19 protein-coding genes are annotated in these 18,192 nt (G+C 40.7%); 10 read left to right on the top strand and 9 right to left on the bottom strand.

Annotated features, from left to right (window positions below):
• Window positions 1-90 precede the first annotated feature (90 nt).
• Genes gpmI through ABT310_RS09910 form a run of 4 tightly spaced genes read left to right on the top strand, consistent with a single transcriptional unit; the run spans window position 91 to window position 3,684 of the window.
• Window positions 91-1,608: a 2,3-bisphosphoglycerate-independent phosphoglycerate mutase gene (gene gpmI / locus ABT310_RS09925; RefSeq protein WP_375323747.1), complete on the top strand. Its 1,518-nt coding sequence runs from the start codon at window positions 91-93 to the stop codon at window positions 1,606-1,608.
• A 44-nt stretch (window positions 1,609-1,652) separates the two neighbouring features.
• Window positions 1,653-2,471, top strand: a complete 819-nt coding sequence (gene map, locus ABT310_RS09920; RefSeq protein WP_375323746.1) for a type I methionyl aminopeptidase — start codon at window positions 1,653-1,655, stop codon at window positions 2,469-2,471.
• Between the two features lie 46 nt (window positions 2,472-2,517).
• Window positions 2,518-2,904, top strand: a complete 387-nt coding sequence (locus ABT310_RS09915) for a GxxExxY protein (protein ID WP_375323745.1) — start codon at window positions 2,518-2,520, stop codon at window positions 2,902-2,904.
• 15 nt (window positions 2,905-2,919) lie between these two features.
• Window positions 2,920-3,684, top strand: a complete 765-nt coding sequence (locus ABT310_RS09910) for a class I SAM-dependent methyltransferase (RefSeq protein ID WP_375323744.1) — start codon at window positions 2,920-2,922, stop codon at window positions 3,682-3,684.
• Here the strand turns inward: ABT310_RS09910 and ABT310_RS09905 are convergent, their stop codons facing one another.
• The 8 genes from ABT310_RS09905 to ABT310_RS09870 form a co-directional block, all read right to left on the bottom strand.
• Window positions 3,685-4,686 (bottom strand): FAD:protein FMN transferase, encoded by a 1,002-nt coding sequence (locus tag ABT310_RS09905; RefSeq protein WP_375323743.1) that lies wholly within the window; start codon window positions 4,684-4,686, stop codon window positions 3,685-3,687.
• Window positions 4,683-5,045: a Na(+)-translocating NADH-quinone reductase subunit F gene (locus ABT310_RS09900; RefSeq protein ID WP_375323742.1), complete on the bottom strand. Its 363-nt coding sequence runs from the start codon at window positions 5,043-5,045 to the stop codon at window positions 4,683-4,685. Before ABT310_RS09900 ends, ABT310_RS09905 begins: the two co-directional genes overlap by 4 nt.
• A gap of 87 nt (window positions 5,046-5,132) precedes the next feature.
• Window positions 5,133-6,443 (bottom strand): NADH:ubiquinone reductase (Na(+)-transporting) subunit F, encoded by a 1,311-nt coding sequence (gene nqrF, locus ABT310_RS09895; RefSeq protein ID WP_375323741.1) that lies wholly within the window; start codon window positions 6,441-6,443, stop codon window positions 5,133-5,135.
• 2 nt (window positions 6,444-6,445) lie between these two features.
• Window positions 6,446-7,189, bottom strand: a complete 744-nt coding sequence (gene nqrE, locus ABT310_RS09890; protein WP_375323740.1) for an NADH:ubiquinone reductase (Na(+)-transporting) subunit E — start codon at window positions 7,187-7,189, stop codon at window positions 6,446-6,448.
• A gap of 11 nt (window positions 7,190-7,200) precedes the next feature.
• The gene (locus tag ABT310_RS09885; protein WP_375323739.1) at window positions 7,201-7,848 is read right to left on the bottom strand and encodes an NADH:ubiquinone reductase (Na(+)-transporting) subunit D; all 648 of its coding nucleotides are present in this window, start codon (window positions 7,846-7,848) and stop codon (window positions 7,201-7,203) included.
• 1 nt (window position 7,849) lies between these two features.
• Window positions 7,850-8,599 carry a Na(+)-translocating NADH-quinone reductase subunit C gene (locus tag ABT310_RS09880; RefSeq protein WP_375323738.1) on the bottom strand — a complete coding sequence of 250 codons (750 nt, stop codon included), beginning with the start codon at window positions 8,597-8,599 and terminating at the stop codon, window positions 7,850-7,852.
• 5 nt (window positions 8,600-8,604) lie between these two features.
• Window positions 8,605-9,855: an NADH:ubiquinone reductase (Na(+)-transporting) subunit B gene (locus tag ABT310_RS09875; protein ID WP_375323737.1), complete on the bottom strand. Its 1,251-nt coding sequence runs from the start codon at window positions 9,853-9,855 to the stop codon at window positions 8,605-8,607.
• 1 nt (window position 9,856) lies between these two features.
• Window positions 9,857-11,209: a Na(+)-translocating NADH-quinone reductase subunit A gene (locus tag ABT310_RS09870; RefSeq protein WP_375323736.1), complete on the bottom strand. Its 1,353-nt coding sequence runs from the start codon at window positions 11,207-11,209 to the stop codon at window positions 9,857-9,859.
• 150 nt (window positions 11,210-11,359) lie between these two features.
• On the opposite strand from ABT310_RS09870, the gene ABT310_RS09865 reads away from it, so the two are divergent.
• The 5 genes from ABT310_RS09865 to ABT310_RS09845 all read left to right on the top strand — a co-directional run bounded on the left by ABT310_RS09865 (window position 11,360) and on the right by ABT310_RS09845 (window position 16,338).
• Complete coding sequence (locus ABT310_RS09865; protein WP_375323735.1) at window positions 11,360-12,604, top strand: type IX secretion system plug protein domain-containing protein; 1,245 nt, start codon at window positions 11,360-11,362, stop codon at window positions 12,602-12,604.
• 29 nt (window positions 12,605-12,633) lie between these two features.
• The gene (locus ABT310_RS09860) at window positions 12,634-13,887 is read left to right on the top strand and encodes a DUF3667 domain-containing protein (protein ID WP_375323734.1); all 1,254 of its coding nucleotides are present in this window, start codon (window positions 12,634-12,636) and stop codon (window positions 13,885-13,887) included.
• Window position 13,888: 1 nt separating this feature from the next.
• The gene (apaG, locus tag ABT310_RS09855) at window positions 13,889-14,275 is read left to right on the top strand and encodes a Co2+/Mg2+ efflux protein ApaG (protein WP_375323733.1); all 387 of its coding nucleotides are present in this window, start codon (window positions 13,889-13,891) and stop codon (window positions 14,273-14,275) included.
• Between the two features lie 72 nt (window positions 14,276-14,347).
• Complete coding sequence (gene pruA, locus ABT310_RS09850; protein WP_375323732.1) at window positions 14,348-15,976, top strand: L-glutamate gamma-semialdehyde dehydrogenase; 1,629 nt, start codon at window positions 14,348-14,350, stop codon at window positions 15,974-15,976.
• A gap of 239 nt (window positions 15,977-16,215) precedes the next feature.
• Window positions 16,216-16,338: a hypothetical protein gene (locus ABT310_RS09845; protein WP_375323731.1), complete on the top strand. Its 123-nt coding sequence runs from the start codon at window positions 16,216-16,218 to the stop codon at window positions 16,336-16,338.
• Here the strand turns inward: ABT310_RS09845 and rsmG are convergent, their stop codons facing one another.
• Window positions 16,339-16,974: a 16S rRNA (guanine(527)-N(7))-methyltransferase RsmG gene (gene rsmG / locus ABT310_RS09840; RefSeq protein WP_375323730.1), complete on the bottom strand. Its 636-nt coding sequence runs from the start codon at window positions 16,972-16,974 to the stop codon at window positions 16,339-16,341.
• A 113-nt stretch (window positions 16,975-17,087) separates the two neighbouring features.
• On the opposite strand from rsmG, the gene ABT310_RS09835 reads away from it, so the two are divergent.
• Window positions 17,088-18,188: a fatty acid desaturase family protein gene (locus ABT310_RS09835; RefSeq protein ID WP_375323729.1), complete on the top strand. Its 1,101-nt coding sequence runs from the start codon at window positions 17,088-17,090 to the stop codon at window positions 18,186-18,188.
• The last annotated feature ends 4 nt before the right edge of the window (window positions 18,189-18,192 follow it).

Genomic DNA, 18,192 nt, shown 5'->3' with positions numbered 1-18,192 from the left:
AGAATAATTAACAAATTCGCAATGAGAAATCTAGTCAAAAACTAGGGTGTGCGATCAGATCATTTTATTTTTGACATACAATTTATCACAATGAATAAAAAGGTAATTCTAATGATTCTGGATGGTTGGGGAAAATCTCCAGATCCAAAGGTTTCGGCCATTGAACAAGCAAACACCCCATTTATAGATTCACTGTATACGAAATATCCCGACGCTGATTTACACACGGACGGAATGAATGTTGGACTTCCTGAGGGACAAATGGGAAACAGTGAGGTAGGACACATGAATTTAGGTGCCGGTAGAATAGTGTACCAAGATTTTGCAAAAATCAATAAAGCGGTTCAAGAAGATACCCTGAAAGATGAAAAAGTATTAAAAGACGCCCTTGAATTTGCCAAGGCCAATAATAAACCAGTACACTTTTTAGGTTTGGTAAGTGATGGTGGAGTGCATAGTCACATCAATCATTTAAAAGCATTGATTAAAATTGCGGATGATGCCGGAGTAGCAAACGCTTATGTGCATGCCTTTACCGATGGACGCGATGTAGACCCCAAAAGTGGAAAAGCCTATTTGGAAGATTTGACTTCCTTTTGTGCCGACAAAAGCACTAAACTAGCTACTGTTGTTGGCCGTTACTATGCCATGGACCGTGACAAACGATGGGAGCGCGTAAAATTGGCCTATAATGTAATGGTAAATTCAGAAGGGGAAAAAATTCAGGATATTGGCGCCGCCATGCAAAAAAGTTATGATGACGGGGTAACCGATGAGTTTATCAAACCTTTGGTATTGACCGATGACAATAACCAACCCCTCGCTAAAATCTCGGAAGGTGATGTGGTTGTTTTCTTCAACTTTAGAACCGATAGAGGCCGAGAATTGACCCAGGCGTTGAACCAACAGGATTTCCATGAGCAAAACATGCACAAAATGGACCTGTATTATGTGACTATGACGAATTACGATGAGTCTTTTAAAGGCATCAAGGTAATTTACGATAAGGACAATATTAAAGATACCCTTGGCGAAACTTTGGCCAAAAATGGCAAAAAGCAAATTCGTATTGCGGAGACCGAGAAATATCCTCACGTTACCTTTTTCTTCAATGGAGGACGTGAAGAACCTTTTGACGGGGAACAACGCATTCTTTGTCCATCGCCTAAAGTGGCCACCTATGACCTACAGCCTGAAATGAGTGCTTATGATATTAGGGACGCCATTGTTTCCGAATTGAAAAAAGGAGAAGCCGATTTTGTCTGCCTCAACTTTGCCAATCCAGATATGGTAGGGCATACCGGTGTTATGGAAGCTGCCGTGAAAGCCTGCGAATCTGTAGATGAATGCGCAAAAGATGTGATTACCACAGGTTTGGAAAATGGCTACTCCACTATCGTAATAGCCGACCACGGAAATTGTGATACCATGGTAAATCCGGATGGTAGCCCGAATACCGCCCACACCACCAACCCAGTGCCTTTGATCATTGTTGACAAAGACATAAAAGAGGTAAAAGATGGAGTTTTGGGTGATATTGCACCGACTATTTTAAAAATGATAGGTGTTCCACAACCAGAACTTATGACCCAAAAACCATTGGTATAGGCAACATACCTCTAAATCCATAGAATCAATTTATCTTTGCGGCTATGATTCACGTAAAGACAGCAGAAGAAATCGAATTGATGCGAGAAAGTGCCTTGGTAGTATCCAAAACTTTGGGCATGCTCGCAAAAGAAATAAAACCAGGAGCCAATCCTTTACAATTGGATAAAATGGCCGAAGAATTTATTCGGGAACAGGGTGCTGTTCCCGGATTCTTGGGCATGTACGACTTCCCCAACACCTTAAACTGGAGTCCCAACGCACAAGTAGTGCACGGCATCCCAAATAATGAACCTTTAAAAGAGGGAGATGTGATTTCAGTGGATTGTGGTGCAGTTAAAAATGGGTACCACGGGGACCATGCCTATACTTTTCAAGTAGGTGAAGTAGCAGCAGAAACCAAAAAATTACTCCACGTGACCAAGGAATCTTTGTACATCGGTATTCGAGAGTTCAAAGAAGGAAACCGGGTTGGTGATGTGGGTTATGCCATTCAAAAATACTGCGAAGACCATGGGTATGGTGTAGTTCGTGAGTTGGTGGGTCATGGCTTAGGCAAAGAATTGCACGAAGACCCGCAAATGCCCAACTATGGAAAACGTGGTCGAGGTAAAAAGTTTGTCAATGGAATGGTTGTAGCCATAGAGCCCATGATCAATATGGGGACCAGACGCATTAAACAATTAAATGACGGCTGGACCATTTTAACCGCAGATGGAAAACCAAGTGCGCACTTTGAGCACGATGTAGCCTTAGTGGATGGAAAACCAGAATTGCTCTCAACATTCCAATATATTTACGAGGCTTTGGGCGTTACCAGTGATGAAGAGGATGAGTTCCGTGCAAAGAAGTTGGTATTGTAAAATACCTTATCTTGTTTGACGCGAATTTTTCTAATTACTCGAATAAATGTCCCAAATCATTTATAAAAACGAGTCCTACTTCGTCATTGGATTATGTATGGATATCCATAATCAACTTGGTAAAGGATTCAGTGAAGCAGTTTACAGCGATGCTCTAGAAATTGAACTAAAATCCAATGGTGTTCCTTTTCGGAAAGAAGCTAAGTTTGATATCAATTACAAAGGAGAGAAATTGAAGCATCATTATTATGCTGACTATTTAATAGATGACAAAATAATCTTGGAGCTTAAAGCGGTCTCCAAAATCAGTGATAGTCATATAAAACAAACTTTAAACTACTTGGCAGCGTCAAAAATAGAATTGGGATTAATTGTAAATTTTGGAGAAGACAGTTTAGCTTATAAAAGAGTAATATTGCAATCCAATTCGTGAAAATTCGAGTAATTCGTGTCAAACATATTCAAGTATTTCCTGAACCTTATTCCTAGACCTTTATTGATCAGGTTAAGTTATTGGGTACGACCATTGATTGCGCTATCCTTAAAGGGGAAAAACTTTACCGACCCCATCGATGGAAAATCGTTCAAGAAATTTTTGCCATACGGTTATGAAAATCCCAGGGAAAATGTACTCTCCCCCTCTACCCTATCATTGGAAAGGCACCGTTTACTTTGGTTGTATTTGAAAAACGAAACCAATTTCTTTTCTCAACCCTTAAAATTATTGCACTTTGCCCCTGAACAGGCATTTTACAAGCGTTTCAAAAAACTTGACCATATTGAGTACACCACCACGGACCTGAACTCACCACTGGCAGACGTAAAAGCGGATATCTGTAATTTGCCCTTTCAAGATGATACCTTTGATGTGATTTTGTGCAACCATGTTTTGGAACACATTCCAGATGACACCAAGGCCATGCAAGAATTATATCGTGTTCTGAAACCCGGTGGATGGGGCATTTTTCAAATTCCGCAGGACCTGAAGCGGGATGTCACTTTTGAAGACGATTCCATTACCAACAAAAAAGAACGTGCCAAGATTTTTGGGCAGTACGACCACGTGCGTATTTATGGGCGTGATTACTTTGATAAGCTACGAAGCATTGGCTTTATGGTTGAAGAAGTGGATTACACACAACTCCTACCAATAGAAGAAGTAGAAAAATACCGTTTGGCCAAAGGCGAAATTATTCCTTTGGTGAGGAAATAGTTATTTCCGAATCAGTTCCTCAAAACCTGGGGTAAAAAACTCTTTGGTCTCCCCATTTTCATCCAGATAAATAATATAGGCCTCCAATTCCCCGTGTTCTTGGATTACTTTTTTGGATTCCTCAAGATCCATTGCCATAAAAGTGGTGGCAAAGGCATCGGCAACAGCACAGGTTTTTGCAACCACACTGGTAGCCAATACGTTTGAGTTTTTGGTGTAGCCTGTTTTTGGGTTGATGGTGTGCACATATTTTTCACCTGTTTCAGGGTCAACCCTAAACTTTCTATAATTACCGGAGGAAGCCATGGCCTGATCTTTCAAAGAAACAATCAACTTAAGTTGACGACCGGTTTCAATTTGTGGATCATCAATCCCGACCGACCATTGTTTTCCTGAGACTAAATTTGTTCCCCTGGCAAGCACCTCACCTCCCACTTCCACCAAATAGTTTTTTATGCCTTTGGCATCCAGCATAGCACCCAATCGATCTATGGCATATCCTTTTGCCACTGCATTAAAATCAAACCGAATGAAGGGACTTGCCTTGGTAATGGTATTATCATTGTTCATGCTAACTTTATCCCATCCAACGTAACCCAATAAGCTATCTACACGCAGGCTGTCGAGCTCTATCTGTTCTCCTGGCCCAAATCCCCATGCATTGGCCAAAACACCAATAGTAGGGTCAAAATAACCATGTGAGGCCTTGTGCACCTCGGTTGAAATATCAAAAACCTCTTTGAACATATCATCCACCACAATAGTGGAATCACCCGTATTGATTTTTGAAATATCCGAAGTGGGAATATAGGTGGACATGGATTGATTTAAGACTTGAAAAACGGAATCGATTTCCTGTTGGTAATCCAACTCTTGGTCCGCAATGTAAATAATGGAATAGGTAGTGCCCAGCGCATTCCCCCAATTTTGATTCTTGACGTTTGTCGTTGGCGCACATGAAAAAAGCAATACCAATACCCCTAAAACCCAGAAACGATTCATTCTATCTCAATTAATCCTTGATAATCCACAAGATACTCTTCATCCAATTGAACAGGTAATGTCCTATCAGATGCATTGGACAAACCTACTCCTGCAAAATAAGTTTTGGCCTCAAACTTTATGGCGTGCTCCTTTACCGTGTGCATCAATTCCTCATCATACTCTCTTGGGCTAAGCGGAAACTCCACATTCCGAACCACGATAAAATGTAATATCTTTTCCTTGAGGCAAACGTATTGCGGGTTCTTTTTTAGTTTGCTGTTGATGGCCATAAACTCAAATCCATCAGCCTCCAACTCGCGCCCTACAATGTTCATGGCCAAGTTGTGCAATTCCTGTTCTGTTAATGGTCTACTCATAGCAATAAAAAAACCGATGCCTTTGGAGCATCGGTTGGTTTTATAAATACCTCTCGACAATGCTCGAGGTTAGGATTTTACTTTTAATTATCCTCCAAAGTCATCGAATCGGATATTCTCATCTGGAATACCAAAATCCTCTCCCATTTTTTGAACGGCTTTGTTCATCAATGGAGGTCCACAGAAATACAATTCGATATCTTCTGGAGCTTCGTGATGGTCTAGATAGTTTTCAATCACACAGTTGTGAATGAACCCAACGAATCCATCTCCTTCTTCGTCGTTAATGTCTTTTTTAACCTTCCAGTTGTCTTCTTCCAAAGGTTCAGAAAGTGCTAAATAGAACTTGAAGTTAGGGAACTCTTTTTCCAATTGTTTGAAGTGATCTAAATAGAACAACTCTCTCTTGGAACGACCTCCATACCAATACGTCACTTTTCTGTCAGTCTTCAAAGTTTTGAATAAGTGGTACAAGTGCGAACGCATTGGCGCCATACCTGCTCCACCACCCACATAAAGCATTTCGGCATCTGATTCGTTGATGAAGAATTCACCAAACGGGCCAGAAATGGTCACTGGATCTCCTTCCTTCAAGCTAAAAATGTAAGAAGATGCAATACCTGGGTTTACATCCATCCAGCCGTTCTTAGATCTATCCCATGGTGGGGTAGCAATACGAACGTTCAACATAATTTCTCTTCCTTCTGCAGGGTAAGAGGCCATTGAATAGGCTCTTTCCACAGTTTCGGGGTTCTTCATGACCAATGGCCACAGGTTGAACTTATCCCATTCTGCTTGAAACTTGTCTGGAGTTTCGTGCTCTTCTGGGTGGGCCGTGATATCAATATCAGAATATTTTACTTCACATTCCGGTATCTCAATTTGGATATACCCCCCAGCTTTGTAGTTCATTTCCTCAGGAATCTCTACTACAAATTCTTTAATGAAAGAGGCCACATTGTAGTTACGAACCACTTTGGCATTCCATTTTTTGATTCCAAAAACTTCTTCTGGAATGGTAATTTCCATGTCTTGCTTCACCTTAACCTGACAGGCCAAACGAGCTCCATGCTCCAACTCTTTTTTGGAGAAGTGAGGTGTTTCTGTAGGCAATGCCTCACCACCACCTGAAAGTACGTGGCACTCACATTGAATACAGGTTCCACCGCCACCACATGCAGATGGCAAGAATATTTTTTGATTACCCAAAGTGGACAACAATGAACCTCCAGAGGCTACTTCCACTTCCTTTTCACCATTAATGGTAATGGTAACCGGACCGGATGGGGATAATTTTTCTTTGGTGAACAGCAAAAGTGCCACCAACAATAACAACAAAACAAGAAATGCTACTACGGTAATAAGAATAGTACCCCCGGTACTTGCGGCTAATATCATCTTTATTTGTTTATGGCTTCGTTATAAGAGATCGCTTTGTCTTCTTCCTCCACTATCTCCTTTTTAATTTCTTTTTCTTCTTCAGCTTTTACTGTGGTTGTTTGGTTGTCTTCTGGTGGCTCATTGTCACCAGTCAACATTCCACCAAAACTCTGGAAACCGATCCCCATCAACCCTGTAATGATAAAAGTGATGCCCAATCCTCTCAAAGGGGCTGGTACATTGGAGTATCTAATTTTCTCACGAATGGCGGCAATGGCCAAAATGGCCAAGAACCATCCGATTCCTGAACTGATACCGTAGTTGAATGCCAGTCCAATATTTGGAATCTCACGGGTCTGCATAAACAACGATCCACCTAAGATGGCGCAGTTAACCGCAATCAAAGGCAAGAAAATACCCAATGAGTTATAAAGGGATGGCGAAAATTTCTCTACAACGATCTCTACCAACTGCACCATGGTTGCAATGGTTGCAATGAATAGGATAAATGACAAAAAGCTAAGGTCGTAATCGGCATATTCCGGGCCTAACCAAACCAAGGCTCCATCTTGTAAAAGGTATTTGTCCAACAACCAGTTCAATGGTACTGTAACTCCCAAAACGAAGATTACGGCAGCACCCAAACCTACCGCGGTGGATACTTTTTTGGATACAGCCAAGTAGGAACACATTCCCAAAAAGACCGCAAACACCATATTGTCTACGAAGATTGATCTAAAAAACAGTTCTAAATGCTCTAACATACTTCCTCAGTTTAAGCTTCTTCAATTAATGCTCTATTTCGGGAACGTTGTACCCAAATAATAATTCCCACAACAATCAATGCTGCTGGTGGAATGATCATAAATCCATTGTTTTCGTATCCGATGGAATACAATCCTGTTTTGGTCACCGGATCACCCAATACTTTGAAACCAAATAGGGTTCCTGAACCAAGAAGTTCTCTAAAGAACCCAACAATCACCAAAATGACCCCGTATCCCAAGGCGTTTCCAATTCCGTCCAAAAAGGCTTTTCCAGGTCCGTTACCCAAAGCAAATGCTTCAAAACGTCCCATGATGATACAGTTGGTAATGATCAAACCAACAAATACGGAAAGGGTTTTGCTCAATTCATAAGCGAAGGCCTTTAGCACTTGATCCACAATGATCACCAAGGCTGCTACCACCACCAATTGCACAATGATTCGAATTTTGGATGGAATTACATTTCGCAACAGCGATATTACCACGTTCCCCACTCCTAGTACAAAAAGTACAGAAATTGCCATAACCACTGATGCTTTCAACTCTGCAGTAATCGCCAGTGCTGAACATATACCCAATACCTGAATGGTAATAGGGTTATTGTCCGCCAATGGGTCCAATATCAGATTTGCATCTTTCTTTGATAGTAGCGCCATATTAATTTGTTCTAATAGTTTCTAAATAAGGTTTGTACAACTTAAGACTCTCTTTGATCATGGCTGTAACTCCATTTCCAGTAATGGTGGCACCTGCAAGGGCATCCACAGCATTATCGTCTTTATCGTTGTTCAATGGGTCGTTGTTTCCTTTGGCAACATCGATACCATCGTAAGTATTTCCGTCCATAATGGATTCTCCGATAAAATCGTCCATAAAGAAACGCTGCTTAATGTTCGCTCCCAAACCAGGAGTTTCACCCCTGTGATCAAAATAAACACCTTGCACCACCATATTTTCATCCAAGGACATGTATCCCCAAATGGCATCCCAAAGTCCTTTACCACTCATGGGGATGATGTAATATTTTTTACCGTCTTTTTCTCCGACCAATAAAGGAATTTCTGCTTTTTCACCGCTTTTGGCTTTTGCTATTTCCTTTTGAACATCGATCAGGTATGCATTTTCCTTAGGCTCAGCAGTGGAACCTTCCAATACCAACTGCTCGGTAATATATTTGGAAAACTCTTCTTCGACTTCGGTAGTTGGAACAAAAACCACATCTCCATCTCCCTCATTTCCATTCACGCCCATGGCATACAGAATGTTCTGTTGCTTTTCAAAGCGCTCATTTTCATCAATCCTTGGTTTAAGGCCGGATGCCACAAAAGCAAGCAACGAACCTACCACAACAACCATTAGGACTGCGAAGATTACAGTGTAACTGTTTTTCTCTGTATTGATTGCCATAATTTCTAAGCTGTTTCCGTTTTTAATGAATCAACCTCATCCTTAGTTTTTGGATAAATAGTGGCTGTCTTCAATCGTTTCAATCTCTTTTTAATGTTGCCTCTTACCACATAATGGTCGATGGTTGGTGCGAATACGTTCATCAACAAGATGGCCAAGAATACGCCTTCTGGATATCCTGGATTGAATACTCGTATCATCACCGATAGGAAACCAATCAAGAAACCATAAATCCATTTTCCTTTATTGGTCTGGGAACCTGTTACTGGATCTGTTGCCATAAACACAATACCAAAGGCCAAACCACCTACCAATAGGTGTTGCCAGTAAGGAAAGCTCATTAGGGTGTAGAACTTACTGTAGGTTGGCAACCATCCTGCATCTACCACTCCATTAAAAATCAATCCCATGGCCAAGGAACCAAGTACGGCACTCAACATAATTCTCCAAGAAGCAATTTTTGAGAAAATCAAGAAAAGTGCTCCCAAAACAATCAGCAAAGTTGATGTTTCACCAACAGAACCAGGAATAAATCCGTAGAACATTTCGGCAAGGGAATAAGTTGGTTCGCTTCCTGCCGCCAATGAACCCAAAACGGTCTCACCAGAAATGGCATCGGCAGTACCAGCTCTTTGCACAGCTTCGTGTACCCAAACTTTATCACCACTCATCCAAGTTGGATAAGCGAAGAACAAGAAAGCACGAATGGTCAACGCGGGGTTAAGGATGTTCATCCCTGTTCCACCAAATACTTCTTTACCAATCACTACCCCGAATGCTACAGCTATGGCCAACATCCAAAGTGGTGTATCTACAGGAATGATCAATGGCACCAACATACCGGTCACCAAATAACCTTCTTCTACTTCGTGTCCTTTTATTACAGCGAACAAAAACTCAATGGCCAAACCAACTCCGTAGGAAACAATTACCAAAGGTAGAACTGTGGTAATCCCTACCAAGAAATTTTCCCAAGTCAAAAAGTGTTCAAAAAGGGAAAAGCTTTCTGGAAATCCGTTGATGGCCGAGTAATGTTGATACCCTGCATTGAACATTCCGAACAACAAACATGGTACCAAGGCCATGATCACAGTGTTCATGGTTCTTTTCAGGTCATCCGCAGAACGTACGTGCGCACCGGAATGCGTGGTTTCGTTTGGCGTATAAAGAAAAGTATGCAGTGCATTAAAGGCAGGAGCCATTTTTTTGCCCTGATACTTAAGTTTTAACTGATGTAATTTATCTTTCATGCCCATATTATCCAAGTTCTTTTTGCAACAAATCCAATCCTTCCCTGATAATTTGTTGGTGTGGTTGTTTTGATATGCAGATGAATTCTGTCAATGAGAAATCCTCAGGAGCCACTTCATAAAGTCCCAACTGCTCCATTTCGTCCAAATCTTTTACCATACAGGCTTTAAGCAATTGCAATGGATAAATATCCAAAGGAAAAACCTGCTCATATTGTCCTGTAACCACAAAAGCCCTGTGTTCTCCATTGGTGTTGGTGTCCAAATTGTACTTTTTCTTTGGCAGCAACCAAGAAAAAGTCATAGCTCTTGTGTTGGAAATTTTATTGAAAATAGGCCTGTTCCATCCAAACAGATCATAATCATCACCTTCCGGAATGGCGGTCACGGTATTGTTGTAGAAACCAAGATAACCCTCTGTGGTTGTTTTGGAACCGGTCAGCACATCTCCATTGATCAATCTGAACCTGTCCTCGTTCACCCCACTGGCATACAAGAAAGTGGAAATTTCCGCTCCAATTTTAGTGGTATAGTATTTTGGTTTTTTAACTACTGATCCAACAAGTGCAACTTTTCTTTCCGCATTGAATTTTCCAGTCAACACCAATTCTCCCAACATCAACAAATCTTGTGGAGAAATAGTCCAAACCACCTCTCCTTTGTTTACTGGATCAAATTTATTGATCTGCGTACCTACCAAACCTGCTGGGTGAGGCCCTGCAACCCTGTGCAACTCTATCCCTTTCATGTGCAAGAATGGGGACCTAGTAGAATCACCAATGGAAACATGAATTTTTCCAGGGGTCATTTTACTCAAGGCATCGATACCCACCTGAAGCTCTTGTTCTTTATCTCTAAGGATATAATCAACATTGGCAGCCAAGGGCGCTGTGTTGAAACCTGAGATAAAAATCGCTTTGGGCGTATCGTCTGGGTTGGCAATTACATCATAAGGTCTTTGTTTGATGAAAGGCCATCCCCCACATTGAAGCAGGTAGTTTTTAATGGCAGCTCCATCGGCCGTATCCAAATCCGGCACCTTATTTATCATGTAGTTTTGTTCTTTGTCGGCAAGGATCTTAAGAGTTAAGATTCTTCTTCTTGCGCCCCTCACTATTTCCACCAATTCACCGCTCACAGGAGAAACAAAGTGCATTTCTTCTTTGTTCTTGTTGTAAAAAAGGGCTTCCCCTGCTTTTACTTCTTCTCCCTGTTTCACCAACATTTTTGGAGTGATTCCGTGGAAATCATCTAGGTTCAGGGCGTACACGTTACTAGTAACGGCTTTGGATATCGTCTGCTCAGCAGCCCCGACGAGGTTGATGTTCAACCCCTTTCTAATCCGGATGTCTTTAGACATATTGTTGTAGACCTTTTATTATCAAAATCGGACGCAAATTTAGTACTAAAAGGATTGTTTTCATAATTATTATCCATAAAATTGGGATTATAGCGAGGTAAATTTCTTGGGGATACTTTTTGATTATCTTTACCCTAAAATCCACTGTAGATGCGTTTTTTGACCAGTCTGCTGCTGTTGTGTTTTTCACACGCAGCGGTTTTTTCCCAAATCATGGAGGAAATTGATCCTCCAGAAAACATCAAGACCATTATTTTTAAAGGTCCTACTGATGACCAATTTCCAGTGGTTCAATTAGGAGAAACCATCAATTTGAGTTTCGATGATCTTACGGCAAGCGAACAGGATTATTATTATAAGATTGTGCACTGCAACTACGACTGGACCCCTTCCCAAATATTAAAGTCGCAATATTTATCGGGAATGGACAATCAGCGCATTATTGATTATGAAAACAGTTATACTACGCTTCAGCCCTATTCCAATTATCAACTTACCATTCCTAATTCCAATGTAGGATTGCGATTAACCGGGAATTATGTTTTGGAAGTATATAATAGTTATGGTGAAATCCAATTTTCAAGACGTTTTGTAGTCTATCAAGATGCAGTTGTGGTATCTGGTGAAATAAAACGGTCTCGCGATTTTAATTATATCAACACCAAGCAAGCGGTGCAATTTAGCATCAACACGGCAGCTTTTCCGGTGGTGAACCCTCAAAGGGAGGTTAAAATTGCCATTTTACAAAACCACCATTGGCCCACTGCCCTATACCATATAAAACCACAATACACTATAGGCAGGGAATTGGTATACAGGTATTTTGATGAAACCAGTTTTTTTGGCGGTAACGAATTCTTGAATTTTGACACCAAAGATTTGCGCTCGCCCACTTTCGCTATTTCAAACATCGAAATGCAAGAGGTCTACCATCATTACCTGTTCACCAACGAATATAGAAACGACAAACCCTACACCTATTTTCCAGACATCAATGGGGATTTCGTGGTTCGCACCATGCAAGGTGAAGATGTCTCCCGCGAAGCAGAGTATTCCCAAGTACATTTTAGCCTACCTTACACCAACGACATTGGATTGGATCAGGTCTATATCATCGGAAAGTTTAACAACTATGCCCTTACTGAGGAAAACCGGATGACCTTTAACGAAGATAATGGAAAGTTTGAGGCCACTTTGATGATGAAACAAGGATTTTACAATTATAAATATGTGGTTCAAAAAGAAGATGGAAGCATTGCGCCCAATATGGTAAGTGGCAATTTTCATTTTACGGAGAACAACTATTTGATACTGGTCTACTATCGTGATTTCGGGAATCTTTACGACAGCCTTATCGGTATAGGCTCTTTAAATTCAAGAAATATCAGCAATTAATTATCTTTAAATCCAAATCCTGGGGAGGTATGGGGAAAAAAGACGGCTTGATCACCAAAGGTCGCTATGAACTTAAATTTAGGGGAGTAAAATGTTTGAACTGTGGGCACCCGCTGGACATCAGTGACAAGTATTGCCCCAATTGTTCTCAAGCCAACAGCACCAAAAAACTTACACTAAAGGATTTTTTCGATGAATTTTTTTCCAGTTTGATCAATTACGATTCCAAATTGCTAAAAACTCTATCTGCATTATTACTCCGACCAGGGACAATCACCAAAGATTATATTGAAGGAAAGCGTGTAAGCTATACCAACCCATTCCGATTTTTACTGAGCTTGGCTTTCTTGTATTTTTTGATGTTCACCTATAACAACCGATTTGCCAATTTGGATGAAGCCGCCAAGAAATTCAATGGCACCATAACTTCGGACTCTCCCTTTTCATTCGATTTGAACTCTGTTGGTATCGAAGTCGATTCGGCAAAAATGAAAAGTCAATCCGAAAAAGCCATAAAGCAACTCGATTCTTTAAAAGAGGTTAATCCCGGGGTCAAAATAGGACTTCAGGAACTTGACTCCATGAAAGCAAAAGATCCTGAATTAGCAAAACAGCTCGACGAGTTGGATTCTATTGGCCTTTTTGCAAAATTCAATGAGAAAAAACAAAAAAAAGACTCTTTAATAGCATCAAACCCCACTGAATATTTCAAAACATTGGAAGAAAAATCTGGCCTAGGCAACTTCTCTTCCAAAGTGGAGTTTTTTGCAAGGGTCATCAAACAAGACACCTTATATAACTTCGAACAAGCCATAAACCGATACCAAATAGATAAAACATGGAGCAATCGTGTGGCCTTTAATTCCGCCAATAGCATATTAAGAGTAATTCAAGAACCTGGCAGTTGGATCAATGCCACCATTTCCAAGTTGCCGTTCATCATATTTTTCTTTTTACCGGTGTTTACCTTGTTCATTTCTTTGGTGTACATCAGAAATAAGTACAACTACACCGATCATCTTATCTTTAGTTTCCACAATCAGTCCCTGTTCTTTATCTTGCTCATCCTTAGCCTTACACTGGATGCTATTTTTAACATAAGTAGCGCTGGTATATTTTTACTGATTTTCGGCATTTACCTATATAAGGCCATGCGGAATTTCTATGGCCAAGGCAGGTTTAAAACAATTGTGAAATATATCTTTCTGAACACGATATTTTTGATGTTGGCCTTTTTCACCATCTTAGCAACGTTTACAGGAAGCGTCTTTACCTATAATTAATATGTTTACGCAAGTCACCAAAGGAATCAAAGTATCGGTTAAGACCTCGTTCGAGGGCACCTTCTTTAAGAATTACAAAATGCACTACGCATTTGGCTATACCATTACCATTGAAAACCTAACCAAGGACAATGTGCAGTTAATGGCACGCCACTGGGATATTTTTGATGCCCTAAAAGACATGGAAACCATAGATGGCGAAGGCGTAATCGGACGTAAACCCGTAATCAAACCCGGAAAATCGCACACCTACAGTTCTGGATGCCTATTGGCCTCCCCCGTTGGTGCCATGCGTGGCCATTACGAAATGGTGAATTTTACCAATGCCGAGGAATTTAAAGTGGATATTCCTACGTTTAAGTTCGCTGCTCCGTTCGCGATAAACTAATCCAGATCATTTTCTATTCGATATCTGTTTACTTACCTTTGGAACCATTGTAACACACTTAAAAATATTTCAATGGGAAAAGGATTTTTTCAAGTACCTACGGCCATAAACGAACCCGTAAAAAGTTATGCGCCAGGTTCTCCCGAAAGAGAAGAAGTACTTAAGCAATACAAAACATTTTATAATAGCACCGTAGATGTGCCACTATATATTGGTAGCGAAGAAATAAAGACGGGCAATACCAAGCCGATGTCTCCTCCGCACGAACACCAACATATCTTGGGACACTATCATTTGGCTGAAAAATCACATGTTGAAAAAGCGATTGCCAACGGTTTGGATGCTCGAGAAAAATGGGCCAATCTTACTTGGGAACAACGCGCTGCCATCTTTCTAAAGGCAGCCGAGCTGATCGCAGGGCCTTACCGTGCAAAAATGAATGCCGCGACCATGTTGGCACAATCCAAGAACATTTACCAGGCCGAGATTGATGCAGCTTGTGAGATTATAGATTTCTTACGTTTTAACGTAGAGTACATGTCTCAGATTTATGGTGAGCAACCAGAATCTTCCGAAGGCATTTGGAACCGTGTAGAATACCGTCCATTGGAAGGATTTGTATATGCAATTACCCCATTCAATTTTACCGCCATTGCTGGAAATCTTCCGGCCAGTGCAGCCATGATGGGCAACGTTGTTATCTGGAAACCAAGTGACAGCCAAGTATATTCAGCCAAAGTTATTGTGGATGTATTCAAAGAAGCTGGTTTGCCCGATGGTGTGATCAATGTGGTTTATGGTGACCCAGTTATGATTTCAGATACCGTTTTGGCGAGTCCAGATTTCTCCGGAATCCACTTTACAGGATCCACACACGTGTTCAAGGCATTATGGAAACAGATCGGAAACAACATCGATACCTATAAAACCTATCCAAGAATTGTTGGAGAAACAGGTGGAAAAGATTTCATTATTGCCCACCCTTCCGCAAACCCAAAACAAGTGGCAACAGCCATTACCCGCGGGGCATTTGAGTTCCAAGGCCAAAAATGTAGTGCGGCCTCCAGGGTGTACCTTCCAAAATCCACAGCTGATGAAATTTTGGAATTGGTTAAAGCGGACGTTGCCTCCTTCAAAAAACCCGGTTCGCCTGAAGATATGAGCAACTTTATCACCGCCGTCATCCACGAAGGTGCTTTTGATAAATTGGCTAGCTACATCGAGCAGGCCAAAGCTGATAAGGATGCCGAAATCATCGCAGGTGGCGGATACGACAAATCTGTGGGTTACTTTATTGAACCGACTGTTATCTTGACCAGCAACCCAAAATACGATACCATGTGTACCGAGCTTTTTGGACCCGTGGTCACCATTTATATTTATGAAGATGCCGAATGGAGCGAAACCTTGCAATTGGTGGACAGCACTTCAGAATACGGATTGACCGGAGCTGTGCTTTCTGCAGACCGATATGCCATTGATGAAGCGACCAAAGCGCTGCAAAACTGTGCAGGTAACTTCTATATTAACGATAAACCAACTGGTGCCGTTGTAGGTCAACAACCTTTTGGTGGTGCGAGAGCATCCGGAACCAACGATAAGGCAGGTTCCATGCAGAATTTATTGCGTTGGGTCTCTCCACGTTTGATCAAGGAAACCTTTGTAACTCCAGAGGATTACCGTTATCCATTTTTGGGGTAAAACAAAGTTTAATAAACTTTTTTGGAAGAAGGTCGTTATTAAAAATAACGGCCTTTTTTGTTTTCACTCCCCACAATCAAACTACAAAAAGCCACAACCCTAAGTGTTTGAATAACTGCTTTTTAACACCTATTTTTCATAAAATTGAGCCAAAAACACAATTTTCAATGTAAATTTAACGTTAATAAATTGTAACTTAAACGTAATACAGCTAATTTTACGTTCTAAACCGATTGATTATGAGAAAGAGAATCAATGTTTTAATAGAAAAAATGGTCAACAAATACGAACGTCTTTGGAAACATGCTAAGGATTATGCTAGAAAGTGTAGATTGGTGTATCAGAGAATGTACAGTATTTAATTACCCCTTAAACTTTTGGGGCAGATACACTACTTTTTTAGTTTCAAAAAAGTCCTCTTCAAAATATTCCTGCAAGTCAAAAATCTGAACAGTTTCATACCCTTGAAGCTCCTCGGTCAAGTCACCCCCTTTTAAATACAAGATTCCATTTTTCCGCGCATGCGCGGAATCCTTTTTAATTTTTCCTTTGGTCCAATGCACAAAAGTGGGCATCGCCGCCACTGCACGACTCACAATAAAGTCGAATTGTCCGGGAATTTCCTCGACCCTTGCATGGTGGGTGGTCACATTATCCAATTGAAGACCTTCCACGACCTCATTCACCACCTTAATTTTTTTACCAATAGCATCGACCAAGGTAAAATTGACGTTGGGAAATAGAATGGCCAGTGGAATTCCAGGGAACCCTCCACCAGTACCCACATCCAAAATATCGGAGCCCTCATTAAAAACTTGAATTTTGGCAATTCCCAGTGAATGAAGCACATGACGCAGGTACAATTCATCAATATCCTTTCTGGAGACCACATTTATTTTTTGATTCCAGTCTTGATAAAGCTCCTCAAGTCGGGCAAATTGCTCCTTCTGCAGGTCGGTGAGTGTCGTAAAATATTTATAAACAAGGTCAGTTTTCATACACCAAGGGTTATTTTTACAAAATTAATACTTTTAAGGACCTTAACACCGTTCTAACATAAAGCCTTACCGAAATAAGGCCAATTTTGGTTATTTTTGTAAAAATTAATTATATGGATAAGAGTACCGTCCGGTTTTCAAGAAAAGACTCCGCTCAATTTTTCAGAACACTGAATAAACGTGTTAACGACTACTTCAACGAAAACAATATCAAGAAAACCGGTAACTGGAAACTTCACTTGAAAACCATAGTGATGTTCGCCATTTTTTTGACCCCTTACTTTTTAATATTGACTTTGGATTTGCCTTTCTGGGCCTATCTTTTGCTCTCCATTACCATGGGAGTGGGAATGGCCGGAGTGGGAATGAATGTGATGCATGATGGAAATCATGGCGCCTATTCCAACAAAAAATGGGTAAACAAACTTATGGGAAGTAGCATTTACATCTTGGCAGGAAACGTTTACAACTGGCAAGTGCAACACAATGTACTTCACCACACCTATACCAACATCCATGAGCATGATGAAGACATGGAGGCTGGTAGAATCTTAAGATTCTCTGAACATGCAGAATGGAGAAAACACCACAAATTTCAACACTACTACTCTATTTTCCTTTATGGCTTATTGACGTTCAACTGGGCCATTACCACCGATTTTCAGCAAATGTACCGTTACATGAAAAGAAAATTGAGTTATGGTAAATTACCCAACCCGGTAGTTAACTGGAGTACCTTGGTAATCACCAAAACAATTTACTTGACCATTTGGATTGTTTTGCCCTTGATTTTTGTTGACATTGCATGGTGGCAAGTATTGTTGGGCTTCTTTATTATGCACTACGTTGCAGGAGTAATTTTGAGTGTAGTTTTCCAATTGGCGCACATTGTGGACCATGCCGAAACCCCACTTCCAGATGAAGAAGGCAACATGAAGAACACATGGGCCATTCACCAATTGTTCACCACAGTGAACTTTGGCACTAAAAATAGAATAGTCAACTGGTTTACAGGAGGATTGAACCATCAGGTAGAACACCATATTTTCCCAAATATTAGCCACATCCATTACACAAATATTTCCAAAATTGTGAAACAGACGGCTAAGGAATTTAATTTACCCTACCACGAATACCAAACTACAAGAAAAGCTATAATTTCGCACTTCAAACACTTAAGGGAATTAGGTAAAAAGCCTGCCCTTCAATATTAGTAAA

Source organism: Flagellimonas cixiensis, from assembly GCF_042134615.1.
In the GTDB taxonomy this organism is placed as follows: Bacteria; Bacteroidota; Bacteroidia; order Flavobacteriales; family Flavobacteriaceae; genus Flagellimonas; species Flagellimonas cixiensis.
This window is presented reverse-complemented; position numbering and strand designations above follow the sequence as displayed.

Bases quoted from the DNA above. Each gene is read 5' to 3' on its own strand.
- gpmI (WP_375323747.1), top strand. From the start codon at position 91: ATGAATAAAAAGGTAATTCTAATGATTCTGGATGGTTGGGGAAAATCT.
- map (WP_375323746.1), top strand. From the start codon at position 1,653: ATGATTCACGTAAAGACAGCAGAAGAAATCGAATTGATGCGAGAAAGT.
- ABT310_RS09915 (WP_375323745.1), top strand. From the start codon at position 2,518: ATGTCCCAAATCATTTATAAAAACGAGTCCTACTTCGTCATTGGATTA.
- ABT310_RS09905 (WP_375323743.1), bottom strand. From the start codon at position 4,686: ATGAATCGTTTCTGGGTTTTAGGGGTATTGGTATTGCTTTTTTCATGT.
- ABT310_RS09900 (WP_375323742.1), bottom strand. From the start codon at position 5,045: ATGAGTAGACCATTAACAGAACAGGAATTGCACAACTTGGCCATGAAC.
- nqrF (WP_375323741.1), bottom strand. From the start codon at position 6,443: ATGATATTAGCCGCAAGTACCGGGGGTACTATTCTTATTACCGTAGTA.
- nqrE (WP_375323740.1), bottom strand. From the start codon at position 7,189: ATGTTAGAGCATTTAGAACTGTTTTTTAGATCAATCTTCGTAGACAAT.
- ABT310_RS09885 (WP_375323739.1), bottom strand. From the start codon at position 7,848: ATGGCGCTACTATCAAAGAAAGATGCAAATCTGATATTGGACCCATTG.
- ABT310_RS09880 (WP_375323738.1), bottom strand. From the start codon at position 8,599: ATGGCAATCAATACAGAGAAAAACAGTTACACTGTAATCTTCGCAGTC.
- ABT310_RS09875 (WP_375323737.1), bottom strand. From the start codon at position 9,855: ATGGGCATGAAAGATAAATTACATCAGTTAAAACTTAAGTATCAGGGC.
- ABT310_RS09870 (WP_375323736.1), bottom strand. From the start codon at position 11,209: ATGTCTAAAGACATCCGGATTAGAAAGGGGTTGAACATCAACCTCGTC.
- ABT310_RS09865 (WP_375323735.1), top strand. From the start codon at position 11,360: ATGCGTTTTTTGACCAGTCTGCTGCTGTTGTGTTTTTCACACGCAGCG.
- ABT310_RS09860 (WP_375323734.1), top strand. From the start codon at position 12,634: ATGGGGAAAAAAGACGGCTTGATCACCAAAGGTCGCTATGAACTTAAA.
- apaG (WP_375323733.1), top strand. From the start codon at position 13,889: ATGTTTACGCAAGTCACCAAAGGAATCAAAGTATCGGTTAAGACCTCG.
- pruA (WP_375323732.1), top strand. From the start codon at position 14,348: ATGGGAAAAGGATTTTTTCAAGTACCTACGGCCATAAACGAACCCGTA.
- ABT310_RS09845 (WP_375323731.1), top strand. From the start codon at position 16,216: ATGAGAAAGAGAATCAATGTTTTAATAGAAAAAATGGTCAACAAATAC.
- rsmG (WP_375323730.1), bottom strand. From the start codon at position 16,974: ATGAAAACTGACCTTGTTTATAAATATTTTACGACACTCACCGACCTG.
- ABT310_RS09835 (WP_375323729.1), top strand. From the start codon at position 17,088: ATGGATAAGAGTACCGTCCGGTTTTCAAGAAAAGACTCCGCTCAATTT.